Annotated in this window: 24 protein-coding genes; 12 read left to right on the plus strand and 12 right to left on the minus strand. The window is 73.0% G+C overall.

Annotated features, from left to right (window positions below; translation table 11 throughout):
* Positions 1-352: 352 nt before the first annotated feature.
* Genes ACQF4J_RS40140 through ACQF4J_RS40150 form a run of 3 tightly spaced genes read right to left on the minus strand, consistent with a single transcriptional unit; the run spans position 353 to position 1,637 of the window.
* Positions 353-724, minus strand: a complete 372-nt coding sequence (locus ACQF4J_RS40140) for a hypothetical protein (protein WP_351805474.1) — start codon at positions 722-724, stop codon at positions 353-355.
* The gene (locus ACQF4J_RS40145) at positions 721-1,191 is read right to left on the minus strand and encodes a nitroreductase family deazaflavin-dependent oxidoreductase (RefSeq protein WP_351564285.1); all 471 of its coding nucleotides are present in this window, start codon (positions 1,189-1,191) and stop codon (positions 721-723) included. Before ACQF4J_RS40145 ends, ACQF4J_RS40140 begins: the two co-directional genes overlap by 4 nt.
* Complete coding sequence (locus ACQF4J_RS40150; protein ID WP_351564283.1) at positions 1,188-1,637, minus strand: OsmC family protein; 450 nt, start codon at positions 1,635-1,637, stop codon at positions 1,188-1,190. Before ACQF4J_RS40150 ends, ACQF4J_RS40145 begins: the two co-directional genes overlap by 4 nt.
* Before the next feature lie 248 nt (positions 1,638-1,885).
* Between ACQF4J_RS40150 and sqr the strand changes: the two genes are divergently transcribed.
* From sqr to ACQF4J_RS40165, 3 genes are read left to right on the plus strand one after another with little or no spacing between them, the layout of a single operon-like run.
* Positions 1,886-3,127 carry a type III sulfide quinone reductase, selenoprotein subtype gene (sqr, locus tag ACQF4J_RS40155; protein ID WP_351564281.1) on the plus strand — a complete coding sequence of 414 codons (1,242 nt, stop codon included), beginning with the start codon at positions 1,886-1,888 and terminating at the stop codon, positions 3,125-3,127.
* A gap of 17 nt (positions 3,128-3,144) precedes the next feature.
* A complete protein-coding gene (locus ACQF4J_RS40160) occupies positions 3,145-3,462 on the plus strand; it encodes a TusE/DsrC/DsvC family sulfur relay protein (protein WP_142149491.1) in 318 nt (105 codons plus the stop codon).
* 14 nt (positions 3,463-3,476) lie between these two features.
* Positions 3,477-3,950, plus strand: a complete 474-nt coding sequence (locus ACQF4J_RS40165) for a DsrE/DsrF/DrsH-like family protein (RefSeq protein ID WP_351564280.1) — start codon at positions 3,477-3,479, stop codon at positions 3,948-3,950.
* On the opposite strand, the gene ACQF4J_RS40170 is transcribed toward ACQF4J_RS40165, so the two are convergent.
* A complete protein-coding gene (locus tag ACQF4J_RS40170; protein WP_351564420.1) occupies positions 3,943-4,218 on the minus strand; it encodes a hypothetical protein in 276 nt (91 codons plus the stop codon). The two genes, ACQF4J_RS40165 and ACQF4J_RS40170, sit on opposite strands and share 8 nt — an antisense overlap.
* A 164-nt stretch (positions 4,219-4,382) precedes the next feature.
* On the opposite strand from ACQF4J_RS40170, the gene ACQF4J_RS40175 reads away from it, so the two are divergent.
* The gene (locus tag ACQF4J_RS40175) at positions 4,383-4,880 is read left to right on the plus strand and encodes a hypothetical protein (protein ID WP_351805470.1); all 498 of its coding nucleotides are present in this window, start codon (positions 4,383-4,385) and stop codon (positions 4,878-4,880) included.
* Positions 4,881-4,907: 27 nt separating this feature from the next.
* On the opposite strand, the gene ACQF4J_RS40180 is transcribed toward ACQF4J_RS40175, so the two are convergent.
* The 3 genes from ACQF4J_RS40180 to ACQF4J_RS40190 all read right to left on the minus strand — a co-directional run bounded on the left by ACQF4J_RS40180 (position 4,908) and on the right by ACQF4J_RS40190 (position 9,136).
* Complete coding sequence (locus tag ACQF4J_RS40180) at positions 4,908-6,080, minus strand: acyl-CoA dehydrogenase family protein (protein ID WP_427168019.1); 1,173 nt, start codon at positions 6,078-6,080, stop codon at positions 4,908-4,910.
* Between the two features lie 106 nt (positions 6,081-6,186).
* Positions 6,187-7,758 (minus strand): acetolactate synthase large subunit, encoded by a 1,572-nt coding sequence (locus ACQF4J_RS40185; RefSeq protein ID WP_427168020.1) that lies wholly within the window; start codon positions 7,756-7,758, stop codon positions 6,187-6,189.
* A gap of 4 nt (positions 7,759-7,762) precedes the next feature.
* Positions 7,763-9,136, minus strand: a complete 1,374-nt coding sequence (locus ACQF4J_RS40190; RefSeq protein ID WP_427168021.1) for an FAD-binding oxidoreductase — start codon at positions 9,134-9,136, stop codon at positions 7,763-7,765.
* Between the two features lie 252 nt (positions 9,137-9,388).
* On the opposite strand from ACQF4J_RS40190, the gene ACQF4J_RS40195 reads away from it, so the two are divergent.
* The 4 genes from ACQF4J_RS40195 to ACQF4J_RS40210 all read left to right on the plus strand — a co-directional run bounded on the left by ACQF4J_RS40195 (position 9,389) and on the right by ACQF4J_RS40210 (position 13,903).
* The gene (locus ACQF4J_RS40195) at positions 9,389-11,095 is read left to right on the plus strand and encodes a SulP family inorganic anion transporter (RefSeq protein ID WP_427168022.1); all 1,707 of its coding nucleotides are present in this window, start codon (positions 9,389-9,391) and stop codon (positions 11,093-11,095) included.
* Positions 11,096-11,098: 3 nt separating this feature from the next.
* The gene (locus tag ACQF4J_RS40200; RefSeq protein ID WP_427168023.1) at positions 11,099-11,524 is read left to right on the plus strand and encodes an ATP-binding protein; all 426 of its coding nucleotides are present in this window, start codon (positions 11,099-11,101) and stop codon (positions 11,522-11,524) included.
* Between the two features lie 125 nt (positions 11,525-11,649).
* Positions 11,650-12,000 carry an ArsR/SmtB family transcription factor gene (locus ACQF4J_RS40205; protein WP_351564269.1) on the plus strand — a complete coding sequence of 117 codons (351 nt, stop codon included), beginning with the start codon at positions 11,650-11,652 and terminating at the stop codon, positions 11,998-12,000.
* Positions 12,001-12,193: 193 nt separating this feature from the next.
* Positions 12,194-13,903, plus strand: coding sequence for an LCP family protein (locus tag ACQF4J_RS40210; RefSeq protein ID WP_351805464.1), 1,710 nt, complete (start codon positions 12,194-12,196; stop codon positions 13,901-13,903).
* A 12-nt stretch (positions 13,904-13,915) separates the two neighbouring features.
* Here the strand turns inward: ACQF4J_RS40210 and ACQF4J_RS40215 are convergent, their stop codons facing one another.
* Positions 13,916-15,202: an MFS transporter gene (locus ACQF4J_RS40215; protein WP_351805462.1), complete on the minus strand. Its 1,287-nt coding sequence runs from the start codon at positions 15,200-15,202 to the stop codon at positions 13,916-13,918.
* Positions 15,203-15,373: 171 nt separating this feature from the next.
* On the opposite strand from ACQF4J_RS40215, the gene ACQF4J_RS40220 reads away from it, so the two are divergent.
* Positions 15,374-15,715, plus strand: coding sequence for an ArsR/SmtB family transcription factor (locus ACQF4J_RS40220; protein WP_351564264.1), 342 nt, complete (start codon positions 15,374-15,376; stop codon positions 15,713-15,715).
* Between the two features lie 33 nt (positions 15,716-15,748).
* On the opposite strand, the gene ACQF4J_RS40225 is transcribed toward ACQF4J_RS40220, so the two are convergent.
* Entirely contained in the window at positions 15,749-16,852 is a 1,104-nt protein-coding gene (locus tag ACQF4J_RS40225; protein WP_351805460.1) for a glycerophosphodiester phosphodiesterase family protein, read from the minus strand.
* Positions 16,853-17,002: 150 nt separating this feature from the next.
* On the opposite strand from ACQF4J_RS40225, the gene ACQF4J_RS40230 reads away from it, so the two are divergent.
* On the plus strand, positions 17,003-17,695 hold the full coding sequence (locus ACQF4J_RS40230) for a class I SAM-dependent methyltransferase (protein ID WP_351564260.1): 693 nt from the start codon (positions 17,003-17,005) through the stop codon (positions 17,693-17,695).
* Between the two features lie 12 nt (positions 17,696-17,707).
* On the opposite strand, the gene ACQF4J_RS40235 is transcribed toward ACQF4J_RS40230, so the two are convergent.
* The gene (locus ACQF4J_RS40235; RefSeq protein ID WP_351564258.1) at positions 17,708-17,851 is read right to left on the minus strand and encodes a hypothetical protein; all 144 of its coding nucleotides are present in this window, start codon (positions 17,849-17,851) and stop codon (positions 17,708-17,710) included.
* A 792-nt stretch (positions 17,852-18,643) separates the two neighbouring features.
* Here ACQF4J_RS40235 and ACQF4J_RS40240 point away from each other — a divergent pair.
* Positions 18,644-19,744 (plus strand): GNAT family N-acetyltransferase, encoded by a 1,101-nt coding sequence (locus ACQF4J_RS40240; protein ID WP_351564256.1) that lies wholly within the window; start codon positions 18,644-18,646, stop codon positions 19,742-19,744.
* A 103-nt stretch (positions 19,745-19,847) separates the two neighbouring features.
* Positions 19,848-20,831: a S1C family serine protease gene (locus tag ACQF4J_RS40245; protein WP_351564254.1), complete on the plus strand. Its 984-nt coding sequence runs from the start codon at positions 19,848-19,850 to the stop codon at positions 20,829-20,831.
* 18 nt (positions 20,832-20,849) lie between these two features.
* On the opposite strand, the gene ACQF4J_RS40250 is transcribed toward ACQF4J_RS40245, so the two are convergent.
* Positions 20,850-21,431: an AMIN-like domain-containing (lipo)protein gene (locus ACQF4J_RS40250; RefSeq protein WP_351802732.1), complete on the minus strand. Its 582-nt coding sequence runs from the start codon at positions 21,429-21,431 to the stop codon at positions 20,850-20,852.
* Between the two features lie 82 nt (positions 21,432-21,513).
* Positions 21,514-23,031 (minus strand): amidohydrolase, encoded by a 1,518-nt coding sequence (locus ACQF4J_RS40255; RefSeq protein WP_427168024.1) that lies wholly within the window; start codon positions 23,029-23,031, stop codon positions 21,514-21,516.
* Between the last annotated feature and the right edge of the window lie 56 nt (positions 23,032-23,087).

A 23,087-nucleotide genomic window follows, 5' to 3' on the forward strand; every position in this document is an offset into this window, starting at 1 on the left:
GACGGGGGAGCCCCTTGCAGTGCCGGGTCCGGCGTCCGCGCCTTCTCCAATGATCATGGCTGCGACCACTGACACAGGAGAGGCGAGCGACCCGGAGCCAGGGCCTGTCGGCCCCTTGACACGCGGTCGGCAGGCCACCGCGGGACGGTGTCACGGCAGGGCGCGACGCCGCGACCTGCATTCCCGCCGGCTGCGGCGCCGCGATGGCGTGTCGTGGCAGGGTGCGCGGTGTCGTCGCGGCCCGCGCCGACCGACTCTCGCATCCCACACCGCCGTCAGCCGCGCCCCCTTCGCGAGCGGGTGCCTCCAGATCGGCGTGTGTCCGCCCCCTCAGCGTGCGGGAGTCGCCGGATCAGTGTCCGTCGCGGCCTTCAGCGCGCGGATGCCTCCATACGGTCGCCCGCCGCCCCTCCGCGAGCGGGTGCCGCCACACCGGCGCGTGTCCGGTCCCGGCGTGCGGATGCCTCCGCGCCGTCGTCCGCAGCCGTCCCGTCGTCCGCCGTCCCTCCGCGAGTGCGTGCATCGCCTCCCGGTAGGCGGGCGCGTCGATCCGGCCGCGCAGGCGCCGGTCCACGAGCCGTCGCTCGGCCGCCTCCAGTGCCGCGCGACGGCGTCGGGCCCGCGTGGCGCGGCGGGTGCCCGAGGCCGGGCCCAGCAGACGGGCCGTGTCGTACAACGCCCCCGCGAGGATGAGGAGTTGGAGCAGTGCTGCGACGGCGATCACGGCGACGGCCCCGATCCCTCGCCCAGCACGGGCAGTTCCACGCACTCCTTCGTCCGTACCACGTACCGCAGCGCGGCGCCGAACAGCCACGGCATGCCCCGTACGCCTTCCGTGACGGGCACGATCCGCGGGGCGCCGAGCTCCAGCCACTGCCCGCCCAGCCGCATCCGGCCACCGCCGGCCGCCCGGATGTTGCGCAACCAGTCCGATTCACGACCGAAGTTGATGCCGACGACGACCGTGTCCCCCTTACGGAAGGCGCGCAGCGGAGTGTGGCGCACGGTGCCGGTACGGCGGCCGACGTGTTCGAGGTCGGCGAAGGCGAGGTGCCCGGCCAGGCGCAGGGTCGTCCGGTTCACGCTGCCGCGCAGTCGGCGGCTCAGGAGCCGGGGAAAGGGCACGGCGAGCTCACCTCCCCGGGGCGCGGGGCCCGGCGCGACCTGCCGGTACTCGGCGGAAGCGCTCACGGCACCACCTTGATGGAGATCTCGGGCGGCTGCCGCAGGGTGTTGTGGACGGTGCAGTGCGAGACAACCGCCGACAGGGCGGGCAGCCGCTCCGGCGGCAGACCCGGCGGCGGCGACACGACGATGCGTACGGCGCCGACCCGGGCCGGCCGGTCCGGCGCCATCGTGAACTCCGCCCGCACCCGCAGCCCGGTCTGCGCCAGTCCGTGCCGGTGCAGGAAGCGCCCCGCGTAGAAGGCGACGCAGGTGGCCAGGGACGCGGCGAACAGTTCGGTCGGGGTCGGCGCGGTGTCGGCCCCGCCCGCGTCCAGGGGCTGGTCGACCAGCAGACGGTGGTCGCGGACGTCGACGGCGTAGGCGTCTCCGTCGACATGGGTGACGTCGATGACGTGTCCGAAGTCCCGCACGGGAACTGACGCGGTCGCCTCCGCCGCGGTTCCTGCCATGACCTGCCTCCTCGGTGCCGTGCCCCGCTGTCCTCATCCAGTGCAACGCGCGGACGCGGCGCGGACAGCGGGCCGACCGGGTGCCGAGGGGGCCGTTCGGCCCTGGCGGGGCGGCCGATGCGCGGTCACATGCCCCGGCCGCCGACGAGCGGCCCGGGCGCAGGGGGCCGCACGTATACCCCGGTGGGTACCCGTCGTGGGACCAACGGCCCCTGCCCCGGACCGATCTCCCGCACGACCGTGGAGGCATGGGCAAACACATCGTGATTCTCGGAAGCGGCACCGCAGGCACCATGACCGCCAACCGGCTGCGCCGCGCGTACGACGAGCGTGAGCTGCGGATCACGGTCGTCGACCAGGACGACAGCCACGTCTACCAGCCGGGACTGCTGTTCGTGCCGTTCGGGCTCGCCCAGCCGCACGCCCTGGTCCGCTCCCGCCCGCACCAGCTGCACGACGGCATCGACTACCGGCGGGCCCACATCGACCGGGTCGACCTCGACGCGCGGACGGTGTACTTCGCGGTCGGCGGCTGGGTCGCCTACGACGTCCTCGTGGTCGCCTCCGGCGCCCGGCTGCTCCCGGAGGAGACCGAGGGGCTGACCGGCCCCGGCTGGGGCGAGAACGTCTTCACCTTCTACGACCTGCCGGGCGCCGTCGGCCTGCACCACGCGCTGGAGCGCTTCGACGGCGGCCGGGTCGTCGTCGACGTGGCCGACATGCCGGTCAAGTGCCCGGTCGCGCCGCTGGAGTTCGCCTTCCTCGCCGACTGGTACTTCCAGCGCCGCGGCATCAGGGACCGGGTCGAGCTGGCGTATGCCACCCCGCTGGACGGGGCGTTCACCAAGCCGGTCGCGGCGCGGACGCTCGGCGGGCTGCTGGAGCGCAAGGGAATCGAGCTGATCACCGAGTTCACGCTCGGCGAGGTCGACGGCAAGGGCGGCCGGCTGGTGTCCTACGACGAGCGGGAGGTGCCCTTCGACCTGGCCGTGGTCGTCCCGCTGCACGGCGGTGCCGAGTACGTCGAGCGCTCGCCGGGCCTGGGCGATGAGCTGGGCTTCGTGCCGGTCGACCCGCACACCCTGCAACTCCCCGACCGCCCCGAGGTGTTCGCCATCGGGGACGCGGCCGGGCTGCCGGCCTCCAAGGCCGGTTCGGTGGCCCACTTCGAGGGCGAGGTGCTGGTGCGCAACATCGGCCGCTTCCTCGCCGGAGCCCCCCTGGACGGCTCCTTCGACGGGCACGCCAACTGTTTCGTGGAGACCGGCTTCCACAAGGCCCTGCTGATCGACTTCAACTACGACACCGAGCCACTGCCCGGACACTTCCCGGGCCCGGTGGGCCTGCCGCTGATGAAGGAGTCGCACGCCGCCCATCTCGGCAAGCTCGCCTTCGAGTGGCTGTACTGGCACAGCCTGCTGCCCGGCCGGGAGATGCCCGGCGTCGGCTCGGCGATGCCCGAGCGCGGCAAGATCCACTTTCCTGCCTGAACGAGAAGGAGACAGTCATGCCCACCGCCACCTATGACGGCACGCTCGTGCCGGTCGACGACGAGGGCTTCTTCACCGAGCCCGAGCGGTGGACCGAGCCCATGGGCGAGCAGATCGCCAAGGAACTCGGCATCGACACCCTGACCGACCGGCACTGGACGGTCATCCGCTTCATGCGCGAGCAGTACGCCGCCAAGGGCACCGGACCCACCGTGCGGGTGCTGGGCAAGACCTCCGGCGTGAGCGTCAAGGAGCTGTACCAGCTCTTCCCCAAGGGACCGGCGAAGACCGCCGCGAAGATCGCCGGTATCCCCAAGCCCCGCGGCTGCATCTGAGGAGGACGCCGGTCATGGCCGACACCGCCACGATCGAGAAGGTCTCGATCATCGTCTCCAAGGGGTCCCTGGAGGGGATCTACCCGGCCCTGATCATGGCCAACGGCGCCCGCGCCGAGGGCATCGAGGCCGATCTGTTCTTCACCTTCTTCGGCCTGGACGCGATCACGAAGAAGCACTGGGAGCACATCAAGCTGGCCACCGTCGGCAACCCCGGCCTGCACCTGCCGACCCTGCTCGGCGGCATGCCCGGCGTGCCCGACCTGGTCACCCGCTACATGGAACGCAAGATGGACAAGCTCGACATCCCGCCGATCCCCGAGTTCATCGAGATGATCGCCGACACCGGCGCGGGCATCTACGCCTGCAAGGCCTCCGTCGACCTCTTCGAACTCGACAAGGACGACCTGGTCGAGCACGTCCAGGGCATCATCACCGTCGGCGAGTTCTACGAGCACGCCGCCGGCGGCCAGATCATCTTCACCTGACCGCTCCGCGCGGCCCGTCGGCGCCGCGCTCCGCCATCGCGGCCTGGGCCAGCAGCAGTTGGGCCAGGCCGCGTGCCTCGTCCGCCGTCAACGCGGCCCAGGCGCCCGGCACTCCGCCCCGGTCCCGGCCCACGTCCAGCGCGATCCGGGTGATGGGCCGCTCGGCCGTCGTCAGACGCAGACACTTCACCGCGATACGGCGGCCGCAACCGGTGACCAGATCAGAGTCGGCGATCTCGTGGAACCGCTCTGCTCCCGTGCCCGTCATCGGACTCACGCCCTTCCTTTTCGTTCGTATTCGTACCGGCGGTGGTATCAGAGTGAGCGCCCGCGGCGAGCGGATTGTTCCCGGACGCCGCGCCCTGAACGGTCGCCGCCGAAGATCCGTACCTCCGGTGGGAACAGCCCGGATCAGCGGAGACGGAGAGCCACGTGCCACTGCCGCCACACCATCGACGCTCAGGCACCCTTCCGCCCGTCGCCCGCCTGCTGCGCGGCGCGACCGTGGCCGGCACCCTCGCCCTGCTGCCGACGACCGCGGCCTGCACGGCGGGGGAGGACGACGGCGCCGAGAAGAACAGGACGAGCCGGACGGCGGTCACGGCCGCGCCCGAGGCCGGTGTCGTGGCGCCCGCGAAGGTCGAGGTGATCGCCGGGCTGATCGGCTGCAGGCCGAAGATCCGGGTCGAGGCGGAGGAACTGCGGCAGGGGGTGTGCCACACGAAGGAGAGGGACCGGGTCATCACCACGTTTCCCGCGGAGACGTACAAGCTGGCCTGGCTCGACGCGGCCGCCGGTTACGGCGGGAAGTACCTGGTCGGCTCCCGCTGGGTGGTGGCCGCCGAGCCGGAGGCGCTTGAGGGCATGCGCCAAAGACTCGGCGGTGAGATCCGGCAGCTCAGCGGCTTCGGCCCCACCGCCGCCCGGTAGGGCGCGACCGCCGGGACGGCCTCCGTCTCACAGGAACGGCGTGCCCGGGGCGAGGCCCGACAGCACCCGGCCGTACAACTCCAGGTTGGTCGCCGGATTGACGAACGAGTGCAGGTTCAGGGCCTGTACGTCGCGCACCGCCCGCTGGATCGGCACCTCCCGGTGCAGCGACGACGCCCCGGAGGCGGAGGCGATCAGGTCCACCGCCTCCTTGCACAACCGCGCCACATAGCCCGTCTGCGCCCGGATCCTGGCGCGCTCGGGCTCCGGGTACGGTCCGCCCGCCTCGACGCGGGCGACGAAGTCCCGCGTCAGCAGCTCGGCGCAGTAGATCTTCATCGCCGCCTCGGCCGCCTGCAGATGCGTCACACCGGCCTCGTGCTGCCGCGTGTGGAAGGTGTACGTGATGCCCCGGCGGTGGATCCGGTCGGTGAACTCCGCCAGCGCGCCCCGCGCCAGGCCGAGCGCGTGCGGCGCGGTCCACACGCAGAACATCAGCAGGACGGGTGCCGCGTAGAACGGGTCGTCGGCGTTCGCCTTCGAGGGGAACTCCCCGCCGAGCAGCGGTCCGACGGGCAGCACCCGGTGCGCCGGGACGAAGACGTCCCGGGCGACGACACTGTTGCTGCCGCTGCCGGCCAGCCCGGAGACGTACCAGTCGTCGAGGATCTCCAGCTCGGACATCGGCACGGCGGTCCACAGCACCTCGGGCGGCCCGTCCCCGGACTCCACCCGGGCGGTCAGCAGATGCCAGTCGGCGTGCCGGCAGCCGGTGGCGAAGGCCGAGGTGCCGTTGACCAGGTAACCCCCGTCCGTGGCCCTCGCGGTGGCGTCCGGGACGAGGGTGCCGCCGACCCGTACGTCGGGACCGGTGAAGATCTCGTCCTGCGCCTCGTCGGGGAAGAGCGCCGCGATGAACGCGCAGCCCGCCTGGATCAGCGCGGCGAACGCGGTCGAGCCGCAGGCCGCGGCGATCTCGGCCAGCGCCTCGACCTGGGTGTGCGGCGCGGTCTGGTAACCGCCGTACCGCCGGGGCACGTTCATCCGGTACACCCCGGCCTCCGTCAGGGCCGCGACCACCTCGTCCGGCACCCGCCGCTCCTGCTCCGCGCGCAGCGCGTGCTCGCGGACGAGGGGGGCGAGGTCCCGCAGGCGTGCCACGAGGCCGGTCTCGGACGAGGATGCTGGCGGCGGAGCCATGGCGGACCTCCGGGCGGGCCGACGGGACAATCACCGTTTCGCGGATCGGCCCGAGTGTCAACGCCGCCTTCCTGGGCGGGAGTTGGCCTCTCCGGTGGCTCGTGGCTCAGAACAGCGGGGGGACGTCGGCCTCGATGAGGTGCGGACCGGGCTCGGCGAGAGCCGTGCGCAACCGGGCGGTGAAGTCCTCGGCGGTCGTGGCGCGGCCGGCGGGCACGCCCATGCCCCGGGCCAGGGCGACGAAGTCGAGGCGGGGCCGGGACAGGTCCAGCAGATCGCGACGGGCCGGCCCGTCCGCGCTTGTGCCGAGCCGCTGGGACTCCATCCTGAGGATCGCGTACGCGCTGTTCGCGAAGATCACCGTGGTGATGTCCAGGCCCTCGCGGGCATGGGTCCACAGTGCGGAGACCGTGTACATCGCGCTGCCGTCGGCCTCCAGGCACAGCACCGGCCGGTCCGGGCAGGCGAGCGCGGCACCCGCGGCGAGCGGCAGACCCTGGCCGATGGCGCCGCCGGTGAGGGTCAGCCAGTCGTGCCGGGGTGCGCCCGCGGTGGCGCCCGGCAGCCAGAGGCCGGAGGTGTTGGCCTCGTCGACCACGATCGCGCCCTCCGGCAGCAGGGCGCCGATGGCGGCCGCCGCGCTCTCGGCGGTCAGCGCGCCGGAGGGCGCCTCGGGCCGCTCGGCGGCCTGGAGCACCGGCACCACGCCCGCGGCCACGGTGTCGGCCAGCCGGCCGAGTGCCTCCGCCGCGTCGTCGGCGGCCGTCGCCAGCGTGTGGACACGGCAGTCGTCGGGCGCCATGAGACCCGGAAGACCGGGATGGGCGAAGAACGACACCGGCGCACGGGCGCCCGCCAGCACCAGGTGCCGTACGTCGCGGAGCTGCTCCATCGCCCCCTCGGCGAGATAGCCGAGCCGCTCCACGGCCGGCAGACCCGCGCCGCGCTCCAGGCGGGCCGGGAACGTCTCGCACAGCAGCCGGGCTCCGGTGGCGGCGGCGATCCGGGCCGCCGCCCGCAACGCCGGTTCGCGCGTGGCCGGTCCCCCGAGGAGGATCGCGGCCGGTTCACCGCCGCCCATCGCCTCGGCGACCTCCGCGACGGTCCGCTCGGACACGATGGCGGGCGGCCGGACGGCCACGGGCGGCGCGGGCCGGGCGCCGTCCGACCAGGACACGTCGGCGGGCAGGATCACCGTGGCCACCTGCCCGGGGGCGCCGGTGGCGGCGGCCACCGCCTCGGCCACGTCACCGCCGGCCGTGGCGGGATCCTCGCAACGGCGCACCCAGCCGGACACGGTCCCGGCCAGGGCGTCGACGTCCGACTCCAGCGGGGCGTCGTACTTCTTGTGGAAGACGGCGTGGTCGCCGATCAGGTTGACCAACGGGGTGTTCGCGCGGCGGGCGTTGTGGAGATTGGCCAGGCCGTTGCCCAGGCCCGGTCCCAGGTGCAGCAGGGTGGCCGCCGGCCGGCCCGTCATCCGGCCCCAGCCGTCGGCGGCGCCGGTGGCCACCCCCTCGAACAGGCAGGGCACGGCCCGCAGGGCGGGTTCGTCGTCCAGGGCGGCCACGAAGTGCAGTTCGGAGGTGCCGGGGTTGGCGAAGCAGATCTCGACGCCGCACTCCAGGAGGGTGCGGGCCACGGCATGGGCACCGTTCACGGTGATTCGGCCTTTCACGCGGTCAGTCGAACAGGATCCCCGGGTTGAGGATCCCGTCGGGGTCGAAGGCGTGCTTGATGCGGCGCATCAGCTCCACCTTGGCCGGGTCCTCCAGTTCGAGGAAGTACCTCTTCTTCGTCGCTCCGATGCCGTGCTCGCCGGAGATCGCGCCGCCCAGTTCCGCACCGGCCCGGAACAGCCCGCGCAAAACCGCCTCACGCCGCTGCGCATCCGGCTGGAAGACGGCCAGGTGCACATTGCCGTCACCGGCGTGCCCGCAGCCGGTGATGACCGACGCGCTGTCCCGGGCGATGACGTCCGCCTCGGCGAACAGCCTGGGCAGCGCGGCCCGGGGGACGACGATGTCCACGACCTCGTCCGCGCCGGCCGCCTTCGACGCCCAGAACGCCCGCTCACGGGCCTCCATCAGATCCCGGGCGGCCGCCGCGGGCAGCACGTAGACGTCGGCCGCGCCCAGGCCGAGCAACTGCTCGCCCAGCCGCTCCACATCGGCCTCCAGCCGCTCGGCGAAGCGCTCCTCCAGCACCACGACGAGATAGCCCAGCGCGGTACGGCGGACCTGCTCGGGAATGCCGAGGGCCAGCTCCTGCCGCTCGGTCATGGCGGCCATCGTGAGCATGTCGACGTACTCCAGGGCCAGCGGATCAGCGCCTCCCGCCAGCAGGCGCGGCACCGCGCGCGAGACCTCCTCGGCCGAGGCGAACGGCGCCAGCACCGTCGCGCGGTGCTCCGCCCGGGGACGCAGCCGCAGGACCGCCTCGGTCACCAGGGCCAGGGTGCCCTCCGAACCCACGAGCAGCTGGGTCAGGTCGTAGCCTGTGCTGGTCTTCACGTACTTGCCGCCGCTGCGCACGATCTCGCCGGACGCGAGGACGGCCTCGACGCCGAGGACATGGTGACGGGTCACGCCGTGCCGGACGGCGTGCATGCCGCCGGCGTTGGTGTTGACCGTCCCGCCGACCGAGGCGCCCTGCTCACCGGGACGCACGGGATAGCACAGCCCCGAGGGCGCGGTGCGCCGGTCGAGTTCGGCCAGCGTGACACCGGCCTGGACGACCGCTGCGTGGTTGTCGGTGTCGATCTCGACGATCCGGTTCATCCGCTCGAACGAGACGACGATCCCGTCCGCGCGCGGCACGCACGCCCCGCACAGCCCGGTCCCCGACCCGCGTGCCGTCACCGGGACACGCCGCGCCGCGGCGACGGCCACCACCTCCGACACCTCGTCCGCCGTGGCGGGGCGCACCAGATACGCGGGCGTCCGGGCCACCGCGGTCAGCGACTCGTCGTGCCCGTACTCCGCCGGAACGCCCTCCCCGCTCAGGACGTGCTCCGCCCCCACCGCCTTGGCCAGCAGCGCTCCGGTGTCGGTCATGATCCGGTCCCTCCTCGGTGACGCGCCACGGGCACCGCCCGCGGCCGTGCTCGCCATCATGGGACCGGGCCCGCCGCCCCGATGCCGGTCCAACAGGCCTCACTGGGCGGCCGGTTGGCCCTGCCGTCGCCCCGCGCCGACCGCATCCGCCCGTCTTCGAGACACATGCCGAATTGCAAATTTTCGCAATTGGTTAGATGCTGTGATTGCTGTGCTCGCAAGTAATGCCAGGGAAGTCGAGGGCGCCACCCGATGACCACCGCAATCCGCAGGGCGGCCGCCCGTATCTCCTCGTTGCTGCCCACCCGCACCGATCTCGCACAGGTACGGCGCGATCCGCGCCGTGACCTGCTCGCCGGTCTGACCGTGGCCATCGTCGCGCTGCCGCTCGCGCTCGGCTTCGGCGTCTCCTCCGGACTCGGCGCCGAGGCGGGCCTGGCGACCGCCGTGGTCGCGGGAGCGCTCGCCGCGGTGTTCGGCGGGTCCAACCTGCAGGTTTCCGGCCCGACCGGGGCCATGACGGTCGTACTGGTGCCGATCGTGGGCCGGTACGGCCCGGCGGGGGTGCTCGCCGTCGGCCTCATGGCGGGCGTCCTGCTGGTCGGTCTGGCGGTGCTGCGGGCCGGCCGTTACATGCAGTACGTGCCCGCGCCGGTCGTCGAGGGCTTCACCCTCGGCATCGCCTGCGTGATCGGCCTGCAGCAGCTCCCGAACGCGCTCGGCGTGCCCAAGCCCGCGGGTGACCGGGTACTGGTGGTCGCCTGGCGGGCCGTCGAGGACTTCGCCCGGTCCCCGAACTGGACGGCGGCCGGCCTCGCGGTCGGTGTGGCCGCGGTGATGCTGCTGGGGGCGCGGTGGCGGCCGACCGTGCCGTTCTCGATCGTCGCCGTGATCGCCGCTACGGCCGTGGCCCAGCTGGCGCACCTGGACGCGGCGAAGCCGATCGGCGACCTGCCGTCAGGACTGCCACTGCCGTCCTTGTCCTTCCTCGATCCCGGCTCGCTCGGCACCCTGCTCGCCCCCGCGGTGGCGGTCGCCGCCCTGGCCGCCCTGGAGTCACTGCTGTCGGCGTCGGTCGCCGACGCCATGACGGTGGGCCAGCGACACGACCCGGACCGGGAACTGTTCGGACAGGGACTGGCGAACATCGCGGCGCCCCTGTTCGGCGGGGTCCCGGCGACCGGTGCGATAGCCCGTACCGCCGTCAACGTCCGCACGGGCGCGAGCTCCCGCCTCGCCTCCCTCGTCCACGCCGCCGTCCTCGCCCTGATCGTCTTCGCGGCGGCGCCCCTGGTGTCGAGGATCCCGCTGGCCGCGCTCGCCGGCGTCCTGCTGGCCACCGCGATCCGCATGGTCGAGGTCGGCTCGCTGCGGGCCATGGCGAAGGCGACGCGGTCCGACGCGCTGATCCTCGTCCTGACCGCCGTCGCGACCCTCGCCCTCGACCTCGTCTACGCCGTGATCATCGGCCTCGCCGTGGCGGGCACCCTCGCCCTGCGCGCCGTCGCCAAGCAGGCCCGCGTCGAGCAGGTGCCGCTGGACCGGGGCGACCACAGCGACGAGGAGCACGCGCTGCTCGCCGAGCACATCGTGGCGTACCGCATCGACGGTCCGCTGTTCTTCGCCGCCGCCCACCGGTTCCTGCTGGAGCTGACCGAGGTCGCCGACGTCCGCGTCGTCATCCTGCGTATGTCCCGGGTGTCGACCATGGACGCGACCGGCGCCCTGGTCCTGAAGGACGCGGTGCAGAAGCTGCGGCGCCGGGGCATCGTGGTCCTCGCCTCCGGCATACGCGCCGATCAGATGCAGGTCCTCGACTCCGTCGGCGCCCTCGAGCTCCTCAGGCGCGACGGCCACGAGTACGCCACCACGCCCGAGGCGATCCGTGCCGCGCGCGACCACCTCGAGGCGGCCGGCGTCCTGCCCCCGCCCCGGCCGCTCGCCCACAGGGAGGCGTGAGGGATGCCCACACGACCGCAGACCCTTCCCCACCGGCACGTCCTCACCCTGCCCACCGAGCCGTCGGCCGTCCGGACGGCCCGGGAGACGGCCGAACAGGCCCTGGTCGAGTGGGGGATCGGGCTACGGCACAGCGCCGTGGACCCGGCTCTGCTGATCCTGAGCGAGCTGGTCACCAACAGCGTCCGGCACGCCGCCGCCCTCTCCCCGACGATGACCGTGACGTACGCGGCGGGCGCGGACTGCCTGGCCTTCGCCGTCCACGACCGTCACCCCTACCAGCCGCCGCTGTACGGATCGGTCACCGGGGCCGCGTCGGGGGGCCTCGGCACCGTCATGGAACTGCTGCTCGGCCTGCACGGCACCGCGGTCGTCCGTCCCGACGCCGACGGCGGTGGCAAGAGCATCTGGATCACCCTGCCGCTCTGACCGGAGCGCGGGGACGATCCTCACATGACAGTCGGAAATCGCTAATTGCTAAAGTCGATAATTGATGATGTCGTACCGCCGGATGCGGCGGTACGGCCTGCTGTGCGGGTGGAGGAGACGGCACGGTGAGTACGCCGCTGTACCAGCTGAAGGCCGAGTTCTTCAAAACCCTCGGTCACCCGGCGCGCATCCGCGTCCTGGAACTCCTGAGCGAACGCGAGCACGCGGTCGCGGAGATGCTGCCCGAGGTGGGCATCGAACCCGCGCACCTGTCCCAGCAGCTCGCGGTGCTGCGGCGGGCGAACCTGGTCGTGACCCGCAAGGAGGGCTCGACCGTGTACTACTCGCTGACCAGTCCCGAGGTGGCCGAGCTGCTGCGGGTGGCGCGGACGATCCTCTCCGGGGTGCTGGCCGGTCAGGCGGAACTGCTCGCGGACCTGCGGGCCACACAGGGGACGGCGAAGCCACCGGCGTGACGCCCGACGGCGTCTTCGAGACCTCGAACGCCCAGGCGGGGATGTGATCCCGCCCACGGGCGGTCTCAGCAACGGTTGCTATATTGCGCAATCATCCAACCCGTGGGGTGCGCCCTGACGTGCGGGGCGGTCGCCCGCCGCCCGGTCGTCGCGCCGGGACGGTTGGCGTCGGCCACAGCATAGGGAGTGGGACTTGAGCGACCCCTGGGGCGAAACCCGCGGCCGCGCGGGCACACGCAGCCGCACGGCCGGAGTCCCCCGGCAGCGGGTAACGGGTGACGAGGCGCCGGGTCCCGCCCCCGGCGGCCGGGCGGCCGCCCGGCGGGCGGCCCAGGCGGGGGGACGCCGTGCGGGGCGCCGGGCCAAACCCGTGGCCCGCCGCAGGCGGCTCGCACGGATAGCCCTGTTCACCGTCTCGGGGCTGGTCCTGGTGACCGCGGGCGCGGGCGCCTGGCTGTACGAGCACCTCAACGGCAACATCAACAGCGTCGCCCTCGACGACGGAGCCGGCGGCAAGGAGAAGGCGGACGCCTTCGGACGGACCCCGATCAACATCCTGGTGATCGGCTCGGACGGCCGGAACAACGCCGCCGACTGCAAGCTGGGCGGGGGCTGCGGCTCGGCGAAGTCGACCGTCGGACACAACGCGGACGTGGAGATGCTGGTGCACGTCTCCGCCGACCGCTCCAACGCCACGGTGATGAGCATCCCCCGCGACACCATGACCCAGGTCCCCGCCTGCAAGGACCCCGACAGCAGCCAGTCCACGGCCGGTTACTACGGGCAGATCAACAGCGCCCTGCAGTACGGCCCGGCCTGCCAGGTCAAGACCGTCCACGACCTCACCGGCATCACCGTCGACCACTTCGTGATGCTGGACTTCTCGGGCGTCGTGAAGATGTCCGACGCGGTGGGCGGTGTGTCGGTGTGCGTCAGCGACAACGTCTACGACACCTACTCGCACCTCAAGCTCGCCAAGGGCACCCACACCCTCAAGGGCGACGCGGCACTGGAGTTCGTACGCTCCCGGCACGGCTTCGGCGACGGCAGCGACCTGGGCCGTACCGTCTCCCAGCACCTCTTCCTCGGCGCCATGATCCGCAAGTTCAAGAGCGCGGGCACGCTGGAGAACCCGGCCAAGGTGTACTCCCTCGCCGACGCGGCCACCAAGGCGCTGACCGTGGACACCGGTCTGGGCAGCGTCTCCAAGCTGGTCGACCTCGCCACCGACCTGAACAAGGTCCCGTCCAAACGGATGACGTTCACCACCATGCAGACCGGGGCCGACCCGGCCAACGCCAACCGTGTCGTGCCCGCGGCGGCCGCGAAGGCCCTGTTCGCCGCCATCGTCAACGACCAGTCGCTGAGCGGCGGCAAGAAGAAGACGTCCGCCGCGCCGTCCGCGTCCCCCGCCGCCACGGTGCCGGCCTCCGAGGTCGCCGTCGAGGTGGAGAACGGCACCACCACCGGCGGACGCGCCTCGGTCGTCGCCAACGCGCTCCTCGCCAAGGGCTTCGGTTCCGGCACCACTTCGGGCAACGCCCCCGCCCAGTCGTCGAAGACGACGATCACCTACGGGCCCGGACAGAAGGCCAAGGCCCAGACCCTCGCCGCCGCGCTGGGGCTGCCCGCCTCCCACCTGACCGAGGGCACCGCGGCCGGAGTGGTCCTGGTCATCGGCGATGACTGGCCCACCGGTACCACGTACGGCTCCTCGGGCGGCTCGTCGGCCGCCCCCGCCGACACGCACGCGGCCGTTTCCGACGCCCACGCCCAGACCGCCGACAAGGCCAAGACCTGCGCGAAGGTCAGCCCGTACAAGACCGTCGAGATCAACGGCGTGGCCATGACCCCGGCCCAGGCGTACGCGGCGGCGAGCGGCAAGAAGGACTCCGCGCCCTGAGTCCCGGAACGCTCAGCGGTCGTGGGCCATGCGGGCTGTCGTGGTGAGCGGGCGGGGCGAGGAGGTGTGTCCGTGCTCGACGGCGGCCGGCCTGCGCGACGGCCACAGCCGCGCCGCCCCGACGGAGGCGCCCGTCGCGATGGCGCCCAGGGTGACGACGGCCGTCTGCAGACCGGCCTCCGCGCCGAGCCACCCCGCCAGGGGATAGGTGAGCAGCCAGCAGCTGTGCGAGAGCGAGAACTGGGCCGCGAACGCCGCCGTACGCTCCTCGGCCGGCGCGGCACGGCGTACGAGCCGTCCGGTGGGCGTGAGCACCGTCGAGCAGGCGGCGCCGAAGGCCGCCCAGACCGCCAGCAGCGCGGGCCAGCGCCAACTCCCGCCGCCCGCCGCCGTGATGGCGCCGAGCCCCGCGAAGACGAGACCGAGCAGCAGGGCCCCCCGCAGCATCACGGCACGCTCGGGGACCCTCTCCAGCACGCGGGGCAGCACGAGCGCCACGGCCATCGACCCCGCGCCGTACGCGCCCAGCGCGAGAGGTACCGCGCCCGCCGGGCGGCCCAGCACGTCGCGCACGTAGACGACGGAGTTGACGGTCACCATCGCGCTCGCGGCGGCGACCGCGAGGTTCAGGGCGAGCAGCGCGCGCAGCTGCGGGACGGCGAAGAAGAGCCGGGTGCCCGCGGTGGCCCCGGCGTGGACGCGACCGGGTCGCGGGGAGCCGGTGGCGGCCGGCTTCGGCAGCAGCACGGAGACCACGAGCGCGGCCGACGCGAGGAAGCCCAGCACGGTGCCGGTGAACAGCCAGTTGTAGGTGACCACGGTCAAGAGGGCCGCGGCGAGCGCCGGGGAGAACAGGCTCTCCAGGTCGTAGGCGAGCCGGGACAGCGACAGGGCCTGGGTGTAGTCGCGCTCCCGGGGCAGGACGTCGGGGATGACGGCCTGGAAGGCCGGGGTGAACGCGGCCGAGGCCGACTGCAGCAGGAAGATCAGGACGTACACCTGCCACACCTGGTCCACGAACGGCAGCAGCAGGGCGACCCCGGCCCGGGTCAGGTCGGCGGTGACCATCAGGGCCCGGCGGGGCAGCCGGTCGGCGACCGCGCCGATCGCCGGTGCGATCAGGACGTAGGCCACCATCTTGATCGCGAGGGCGGTGCCGAGCACCGAGCCGGCGTCGCCGCCCGCGATGTCGTATGCCAGCAGCCCGAGGGCCACCGTCGCCAGTCCGGTGCCGACCAGGGCGATCACCTGGGCGGCGAAGAGGTGGCGGTAGGTGCGGTTGCGCAGGACGGCGAGCATGCGGCGGCTCCTGGACGCGACGGCGTGATGCGGCTCGGCACGGTCAGTGTAGCCATCATGTGCGCATCTGCGCACATGATGGCCGGAGGGGGGTTCGCGGCGGCGCGCGATGCCTCTGCCCGCGCCGGGCCGCGGTGCCTCTACGCTGTTCCCATGTCGGGACGCGACCCCATGTCAACTGCATCCGGTGCGCATCTGCGGGCCCCGGACAGCGCACGGCTGGCCGAGGCGACCGGGGTCTTCGCGATGCTCTCGGACGCCACCCGGCTGCATCTGCTGTGGCTGCTGGCGCAGGGCGAGTCGGACGTCGGGACGCTCACCGAGCACACCGACGCCTCACGCACGGCGGTCAGTCAGCACCTGGCGAAGCTGCGCCTGGCCGGCCTCGTCGACACGCGCCGGGAGGGCCGGCACATCCACTACCGCCTCAGCGACGGGCATCTGCGCCGCCTCGTCCTGGAGGCGCTCAGCCACGCGGACCACCGGGTGAGCGGCCAGGCACCGCACGACTGAGACGGCGGTCCTGGGCCGGCTTCCCGGTGGCGATCACGTCACACTGCCGGCTCGCCCGGCAGCGGCGGACCGGTGAGGTTCGTAGTGCCTCGGCAGGCGCATGCCGCGGTCGGCCATGATCTGCCGGACGTGATCGGGGTAGTTCGTGATGACGCCGTCGACACCCATGTCCATGAGCGCCTCGACGGTGGCCGGGTCGTCGCAGGTCCACGGAACGACCTTCAGACCGCGGGCATGGGCCTCGCGGACCATCGCCCGGTCCGAGTAGAAGCGGAAGCCGGGGTCGCCGACCTTGCCGGTCTGCGGGAAGCCGTAGTTGGGGGAGAGGGCCCGCACGCCGGGAATCGTGGCGGCGGCCCGGACGAAGTCGCCGCCGTAGTCGTCGGCATCGATCCCGCCGAGCCACGGCGAGGCGCCGGGCAGGCCGACCTGGAGGAAGTCGTAGTTGGTCAGGGCGACCAGTGGCCATCTCGGCGCCAGCGCGTGCATCGCCTTCAGCGCGCCCCAGTCGAAGGACTCGATGGTGACCTGGCGTTCGATGCCGGAGCGGTGGATCTCCTCGTACACCCGGCGCACGAACAGCTCGCGCGGAGCCGTCTCGTCGGGTGCGCCCGCCTCCACCTTGGTCTCGATGTTCAGCTTCAGGCCCCACGCGTGGTAGCTCTTGACCAGGTTCAGGACGTCCTTCAGCTCGGCCATCCGGTTGCCCTTGACCACCTCCTGCGCGGGGAAGCCGGGGAGCTGCTGATAGCCGCAGTCCATCGTCTTGATCTGGGCCAGCGTCAGGTCCTTGACGTACTTGCCGACGTACGGGTACACCGGGTCGCCCGGCGTGACCGGTGCCGTGTCACGGCACTTGACGGAGCTGACCTGCCGGTCGTGGGTGACGACGACCTTCTCGTCCCTGGTGATCTGCGTGTCCAGCTCCAGGGTGGACACGCCGAGCCGCATCGCCTTGGCGAACCCCGCGAGGGACTCCTCGGTCGTCATGCCGATGCCGCCGCGGTGGGCCTGCAGGTCGAACCGGCTCTTCGGGTGCGGTGCGGGGGAGCCGTCGTAGGGCGTGGCGTGCGCGGCCACCGGGAGGGCGAACAGCGGAGCCAGCGCCAGGCCGGCGAGGACGCGTCTTGCGGACATCACTACCTCACTCCTGTCGGGTCGGGCCGTCTGCAGACGCTAGTGCGGCCCGCGGCGAGCTCAACGGCCCCGACATGACGGGGCCGTGAATGTCCGAAAACGCTTGCAGGGTGCAGGGAACGGCCTCGGGAGGAGGTTCGTTGGAACGGCATGGCGCTGAACATGCGAGCGGGACACCGGGGGACCGGGCCCGGTGCGATCACGCCGGACGGATGTGCGGTCGAGCTGTACGCGCGGCTGCCGGTGCGGGAGGAGCCCGACGTCGTCGCCGCGGCCGTGCCGGAAGGGGCGCGCGTCCTGGAACTCGGCTGCGGCGTGGGGCGGGTGACCCATCCACTGCTGGAGCGCGGCTTCGCGGTGACCGCGGTGGACGAGTCGCCGGAGATGCTCGACCGGGTCCGCGGGGCACGCACGGTGTGTGCGCCCATCGAGGAACTGGACCTGGGGGAGACCTTCGACGCCGTGCTGCTCGCGTCGTTCCTGGTGCACGCGGCGGACGCCGCGGTGCGTCGGGCTCTGCTGCGCACCTGCGTACGGCACCTCGCCCCCGGCGGCTGCGTGCTGATCCAGCGCGAAGGCGCCGACTGGCACACGAACGTGCCCCGCGAGCGCGTCGACCCCAGCGGCCACACGGTACGGATCGTGTCGGCGGAACCGGTCGGCGACGGGGTGAACTCGGTCCACGCGGAGTACGAGTTCCCGGACGCCACCTGGACCCACACGTTCCTGACCCGGCCTCTGACCAGGGAGCGGTTCGAGGAGGCCCTGGCGGAGGCCGGCCTGCGGGTGGACGAGTACCTGACGGAGGACGGGGTGTGGGTGCGGGCGGTGCCCGCGGAGTAGGCGGCCCCCGCCTCACACCCGGGGGCGCCTGCGGGCGGCCGCCTCCACCATGTGCAGGATGTCCTCCAGGTCGGCCCGGAACTCGGCGTCGAGGTCCCCTGGCAGGTCCAGCCAGGGGGCGAGCCTGCTGTGGCCGGGGAGCGTGCTCTCCGGCAACTGGCCACGGCGCCCACGCGGGTCGAGGGGACCCGGCGCGAAACGGCCCGCGGCCTCCGAGGCGGCGCCTCGACGCCACGTTGGCGATCGCCCGGGCGGGGCGCGTCATCGCGCGCGGCACCCAGGAGGACTCACCCGCCACCTGCCCGGCGAACTCCGCCTCACCTTCGCCGATCCGGCCGAGCCCGACCTGCGCATGCCCACCACGGACCCCGGCGCCGACCTGGCGGCGCTGCTCGCCTCCGGCCGCACCCCCACCTCCATGGTCCTGCCGTCCTGGGTCTCGCGCGTGGCCCCCGCCTCGCCCGGCTACTGGGCGGTGCGGGGCCTGCACGCGGCCCTGGACGGCGACGGGCGCACCGCCGCGACGGGCCGGTGCGCTCCTCCTCGGAGCCGCCCTGCTGTGCGGCGGCCTGGCCTCGCTCCGTCTGCGGGGGCGCGGCGGACGGCTGGTGGCCCTGTGAACGCCCGCGACGCGAGCGGACCGGCTGATGGCGCATCTCCGACCTCCGCTCGGGCAGGCGCTCTTGACAACATGCGTACTGTTTCGCGACGTTTGATCCACGTCGAACGGTTCGCGACCGGAGGGGTCAATCGCGAAACGAGCGTGTACACAGCGTGGAATCGGCTGATACTGAATGAAGCGGTAGGACGCGGACAGCGCGTCATGGGGGGACGTCACGGGGGAGCGATCGCCGATGCGATCCATGAACAGAAGGTCACCCGCCCTTCCGGCCTGCGCCGCCGTCGGCGCGTTCCTCGCGGAACCTGCGGAAGGACGGTTGATCTGAAGTGGACGTCACGATCCACAGAGCCGACGAACTGAACGCCTCGCTGCGCGAAGCCTGGCACCGGGCCATGGACGAGTCGCCGGAGTACTCCAACCCCTTCCTGGCACCCGAGTTCGCCCTCGGCGTCGGCCGGTACCGATCCGGCGCGCGCATCGCCGTCCTGCGCGAGGGCGGGACGCCGGCCGGGTTCTTCCCCTACGAGCGCAACGCCTTCGGCGTGGGCCGGGCCGTCGGTCTCGGCCTGTCCGACTGCCAGGCCCTCGTGCACCGCCCCGGATTCACCTGGGACGCCCAGGAACTGCTGAAGGCATGCGGGCTGTCCATCTTCGAGTTCGACCATCTCGTCGCGGAACAGAAACCGTTCGGCAGACATGTCACGGGGACGTTCGCCTCCCCGGTCGTCGACCTCAAGCCCGACCCCAGCGGCTACGCCCAGTGGCTGCGCGGCGCCTACCCGGGGCTCGCCAAGACCACGCTGAAGAAGGAGCGCCGCCTCGGCCGTGACGTCGGCGAGGTGCGCTTCGAGTTCGACGAGCGCGACCCGCGGATGCTGCGCCGGCTCATGGAGTGGAAGTCCGCCCAGTACCGCAGAACGGGCCGGATGGACCGCTTCTCCAGGCCGTGGATCGTCGACCTGGTGAACCATCTGTTCCAGGTCCGGGAGTCCCACTTCACCGGGGTGCTGTCCGTCCTCTACGCCGGAGACCGCCCGGTTGCCGCCCACTTCGGACCGAGATCGCGCACCGTGCTCGCGGCCTGGTTCACCGCCTACGACCCCGAACTGCACTACTACTCGCCCGGCCTGATGATGCACCTGCGCACCGCCGAGGCGGCGGCCCGCAACGGGGTGACGCTCATGGACCTCGGCCGTGGCGACAAGGAGTACAAGGACTGGCTCAAGACCCGCGAGCTGCGCGTCTCTGAGGGCTTCGCCAGCCGCCCCCACCCCGTGGCGACGGCCCACCGGCTGTGGCGCCGACCGGTACGCGGCCTGCGCAACACCGTCAACGCCCACCCCGAGCTGCGCGCCCCCGCCGACCGCCTGCTCAGGACGGTCGGCACGCTGCGCACCTCGCGGGGGACGGGCCCCGGCGCCCGCTGATCGTGGGCGGTCGGGCGTCAGCTCGCAGCGAAGTCCGGTCCGCTCGCGAGGCAGGGGTGTAAGCATGTAATCCCAGCCTCTGGGCAAGCGGAAAGGCCGACTCGTGGCCGAGACACTTTCCGGGCCCGACCGCTCCGGCGAGGAGCAGGCCGCGCTCGACTCCTACTCCCGGACCGTCACCTCCGTCGCCACCGAGCTCACCCCGAAGGTGGCGGCCCTGAACGTCGCGCACCGCCGCGCCGGAGGACGCTTCGTGGTCGGCACCGGCTCTGCCGTCGTCTTCACCGACGACGGCTTCCTGCTGACGAACGCCCACGTCGTCGGCCACTCCGACGCCGGTACGGCCTCCTTCGCGGACGGCACCACCACACCCTTCCACGTCATCGGAGCGGATCCGCTGTCCGACCTCGCCGTGGTCCGCGCCGACGGGCCGACCCCGCCGCCGGCCCGCCTCGGCGAGGCCGACGCGCTCCGGGTCGGCCAGTTGGTCGTCGCCGTCGGCAACCCGCTGGGTCTGGCGGGCAGTGTCACCGCCGGAGTGGTCAGCGCACTGGGCCGGTCGCTGCCGGCCGGCACCGGCCGGGCGACCCGGGTCATCGACGACGTCGTCCAGACCGACGCCACCTTGCACCCGGGCAGCTCGGGCGGCGCGCTCGCCACCGCCGACGGCCGGGTCGTCGGTGTCAACACCGCCATCGCCGACGTCGGACTGGGCCTGGCGATCCCCGTGAACGGCACCAGCCGCAGGATCATCGCGGCCCTGCTCGCCACGGGCCGGGTCCGCCGCGCCTACCTCGGCCTCGCCGGCACCCCGAGCCCGCTGCCCCCGCCGGTGCGCGCCCGCACCGGCCACCGCACCGGCCTGCGGATCGTCGAGGTCGTCGCCGCCTCCCCGGCCGCCCGCGCCGGCCTGCGCGCCGGTGACCTGCTGCTCACCGCGGGCGACGCGCCCGTGACCGGCGCCCAGGCGCTGCAGCGCCTGATGCTGGAGGACGCCATCGGGCGCCCCCTGGCCCTGACCGCCCTGCGCGGCGACGCCCTGGTGGACGTCGTCGCCGTACCGGTGGAGCTGATCACCGACGACTGAGCGGGCCCGCCGCCGGGGTCAGGGGGTTCCGTTCCAGCTGTGGGCCACGTCCACGATCAAGTGGCCGTCCGTGCGCTGCACCCGGAACGGCAGCCGGGTCCGCACGCCGAGCCCGAGCTGGGTGTCGCCCTCGAAGCTCGCGGCGAAGCGGGTGTCGCGGAAGGCGCGGTAGCCGGTGAGGTCGACGCCCGGCAGCGGGCGGCCTGCCTTGGCCGGATACGTCGGCTTCCCGGTCTCGGGATCGTACGCGGGCGCGTTGATCCGCACTTCGAGGATCGCTCCGCCGCCGACATGGATCTCACGCCCCGATCCGTCCTGGTAGAGGTGGGTGACGTACCCGACGGAGTAGCCGAGAGCGCTCCGGTTCGCGCCGGGGATGTCGATGACCATCCGGTCGTAACAGGTGTGGCGGCCGGTCCTGACGTTCTTCACCGGTGTCGAGGTGGCCGCCGAGTGGGTCTTGGGAAGGCTGCCCCAGCCCGTGGGGCAGGCGGTCGTCCGGGCCGTGGCGGCCGTTGCCGCCTCGACCGGAAGCGCGCTCGCGCCCAGCGCGGTCACCAGGAGTGCCACTGCCGCCCAAACTGATCTGCTTCGTTTCATCTCGTCCCCCAAAGCGTGGTCGGTGCTGATATGGCAGAAGACATACAGGATGGCGGAAAGGTTGCTGTCCCGCCGGGCTCGATCATCCGGGGCCGTGCGTCCAGCGGCCGCCGAGCAGCGTGCCGTGCACCGGCATCCGCCGCAGCGTGCGGACGTCGGCCGTCGCGGGGTCCGCGTCGACGATCACCAGGTCGGCCGGGTCCCCTGCCCGGATCGCCGTACGGCCCCGGGCCGACGCGGCCAGCGCCGCCCGTACGGGCACCCGCTGCTCGGGATGCCAGGCGGGCCGTGCGTCGAAGGTGCGGTGGACGGCGGCGGCGACGCCGAGCCACGGGTCGAGCGGTGCGACGGGAGCGTCGGAGCCGAACTCCAGCCGAGCGCCGGCCGCCAGCAGATCGGCGTAGGCGAAGGCACGGCCGGTGCGCCCGGCCCAGTGCCGGTCCGCCACGTCCCGGTCGTCGACGGCGTGCGCGGGCTGCACGCCCGCCGTGACGCCCAGTTCCGCGAACCGTGGCACGTCGGCCGCCGTCAACAGCTGGGCGTGCTCGATCCGGCCCCGGCAGCCCACGGCCGCGAACGCGTCCAGGGCCAGCGTGTTGGCCCGGTCGCCGATCGCGTGAACGGCCGGCTCGATGCCGTGCGCGGCGGCCCGCCGCATCAGGCGCACCAGCTCGCCGCACGGCGTCTCCTCGATGCCGTGGGCCTCCGGCGTGCCCTCCAGTCCCGGGTACGGCTCGCAGCACAGGGCGGTGCGGGTGTTCAGGGAGCCGTCCGTGAAGAGCTTCAGCGGCCCGACCCGCACCAGACCGCCCGTCCCGGGCAGCACGTCACCCGTGCGAAACCCGCGCTCGATCACCGCGTCCAGATGCCCGGGATACACGGCGGCCCGCACCCGCACCCCGAGTGGCCCCCGTGCCGCGCGCCGGCCCCAGTCGGCGAGGTTGTCGGAGAAGTGGAAGTCGACGATCCCCGTCACGCCCCGCCCGGCGGCATCCCGGCAGGCCTCGGCCACCCACCGGTCCAGGACCCCGACGGGCACCTCGGGCAGCGCCCGCAGCACCTCGAAGCAGTCGTGCTCCCGCAGCAGCCCCGTCGCGTGCCCGGGTCGCCCCACCAGGGCCAGACACGCGGAGTTCAGCCAGGCGGCGTGCAGATCGGCGCTGATCAGCGCCACGGGCCGGTCCGGGCACACCGCGTCCAGCACCGCCTTGTCGGGCGCGTCCGGCCACAGCCCGTCCCGGAAGCCCCGGCCGACGAGCACCTCACCGTCCGGCAGACCGCGCGCGTACGACCGTACGGCGTCGGCCACCGCACGCGCGGACCCGAGACCGGCGAGGTCGACCCGCTGCCGGTCGCCGGCCCACTGGGCCATGTGCACATGGGCGTCCCACAGCCCCGGCAGGACGGTGCGTCCCTCCATGTCGAGGGCCGGGCCATCGAGTTCGTCCGTCTCCGCGACGGCCACGACCCTGCCGCCGTCGATCCGCACCCTGCCCAGCGGCCCGCCGGGTCCCAGCCGCACCCGGGCGAGGGTCAGCGCGGACGGCCGGCCGTCGGAGCCGTCCGTGAGGGGAGCGGGTGTGCCGTCGACGGTCGTCATGCGGGCTCCAGGCGTCAGGACACGCACGGCGGGGGCCACTCGTGGCCCCCGCCGCG

This window comes from Streptomyces sp. C1-1, from assembly GCF_050214755.1.
Lineage (GTDB): Bacteria > Actinomycetota > Actinomycetes > Streptomycetales > Streptomycetaceae > Streptomyces.

Bases quoted from the DNA above. Each gene is read 5' to 3' on its own strand.
- ACQF4J_RS40160 (WP_142149491.1), top strand. From the start codon at position 3,145: ATGCCCACCGCCACCTATGACGGCACGCTCGTGCCGGTCGACGACGAG.
- ACQF4J_RS40225 (WP_351805460.1), bottom strand. From the start codon at position 16,852: ATGTCCGCAAGACGCGTCCTCGCCGGCCTGGCGCTGGCTCCGCTGTTC.
- ACQF4J_RS40200 (WP_427168023.1), top strand. From the start codon at position 11,099: ATGCCCACACGACCGCAGACCCTTCCCCACCGGCACGTCCTCACCCTG.
- ACQF4J_RS40190 (WP_427168021.1), bottom strand. From the start codon at position 9,136: ATGACCGACACCGGAGCGCTGCTGGCCAAGGCGGTGGGGGCGGAGCAC.
- ACQF4J_RS40165 (WP_351564280.1), top strand. From the start codon at position 3,477: ATGGCCGACACCGCCACGATCGAGAAGGTCTCGATCATCGTCTCCAAG.
- ACQF4J_RS40230 (WP_351564260.1), top strand. From the start codon at position 17,003: ATGGCGCTGAACATGCGAGCGGGACACCGGGGGACCGGGCCCGGTGCG.
- ACQF4J_RS40220 (WP_351564264.1), top strand. From the start codon at position 15,374: ATGTCAACTGCATCCGGTGCGCATCTGCGGGCCCCGGACAGCGCACGG.
- sqr (WP_351564281.1), top strand. From the start codon at position 1,886: ATGGGCAAACACATCGTGATTCTCGGAAGCGGCACCGCAGGCACCATG.
- ACQF4J_RS40150 (WP_351564283.1), bottom strand. From the start codon at position 1,637: ATGGCAGGAACCGCGGCGGAGGCGACCGCGTCAGTTCCCGTGCGGGAC.
- ACQF4J_RS40250 (WP_351802732.1), bottom strand. From the start codon at position 21,431: ATGAAACGAAGCAGATCAGTTTGGGCGGCAGTGGCACTCCTGGTGACC.
- ACQF4J_RS40215 (WP_351805462.1), bottom strand. From the start codon at position 15,202: ATGCTCGCCGTCCTGCGCAACCGCACCTACCGCCACCTCTTCGCCGCC.
- ACQF4J_RS40195 (WP_427168022.1), top strand. From the start codon at position 9,389: ATGACCACCGCAATCCGCAGGGCGGCCGCCCGTATCTCCTCGTTGCTG.
- ACQF4J_RS40170 (WP_351564420.1), bottom strand. From the start codon at position 4,218: ATGACGGGCACGGGAGCAGAGCGGTTCCACGAGATCGCCGACTCTGAT.
- ACQF4J_RS40255 (WP_427168024.1), bottom strand. From the start codon at position 23,031: ATGACGACCGTCGACGGCACACCCGCTCCCCTCACGGACGGCTCCGAC.
- ACQF4J_RS40180 (WP_427168019.1), bottom strand. From the start codon at position 6,080: ATGGCTCCGCCGCCAGCATCCTCGTCCGAGACCGGCCTCGTGGCACGC.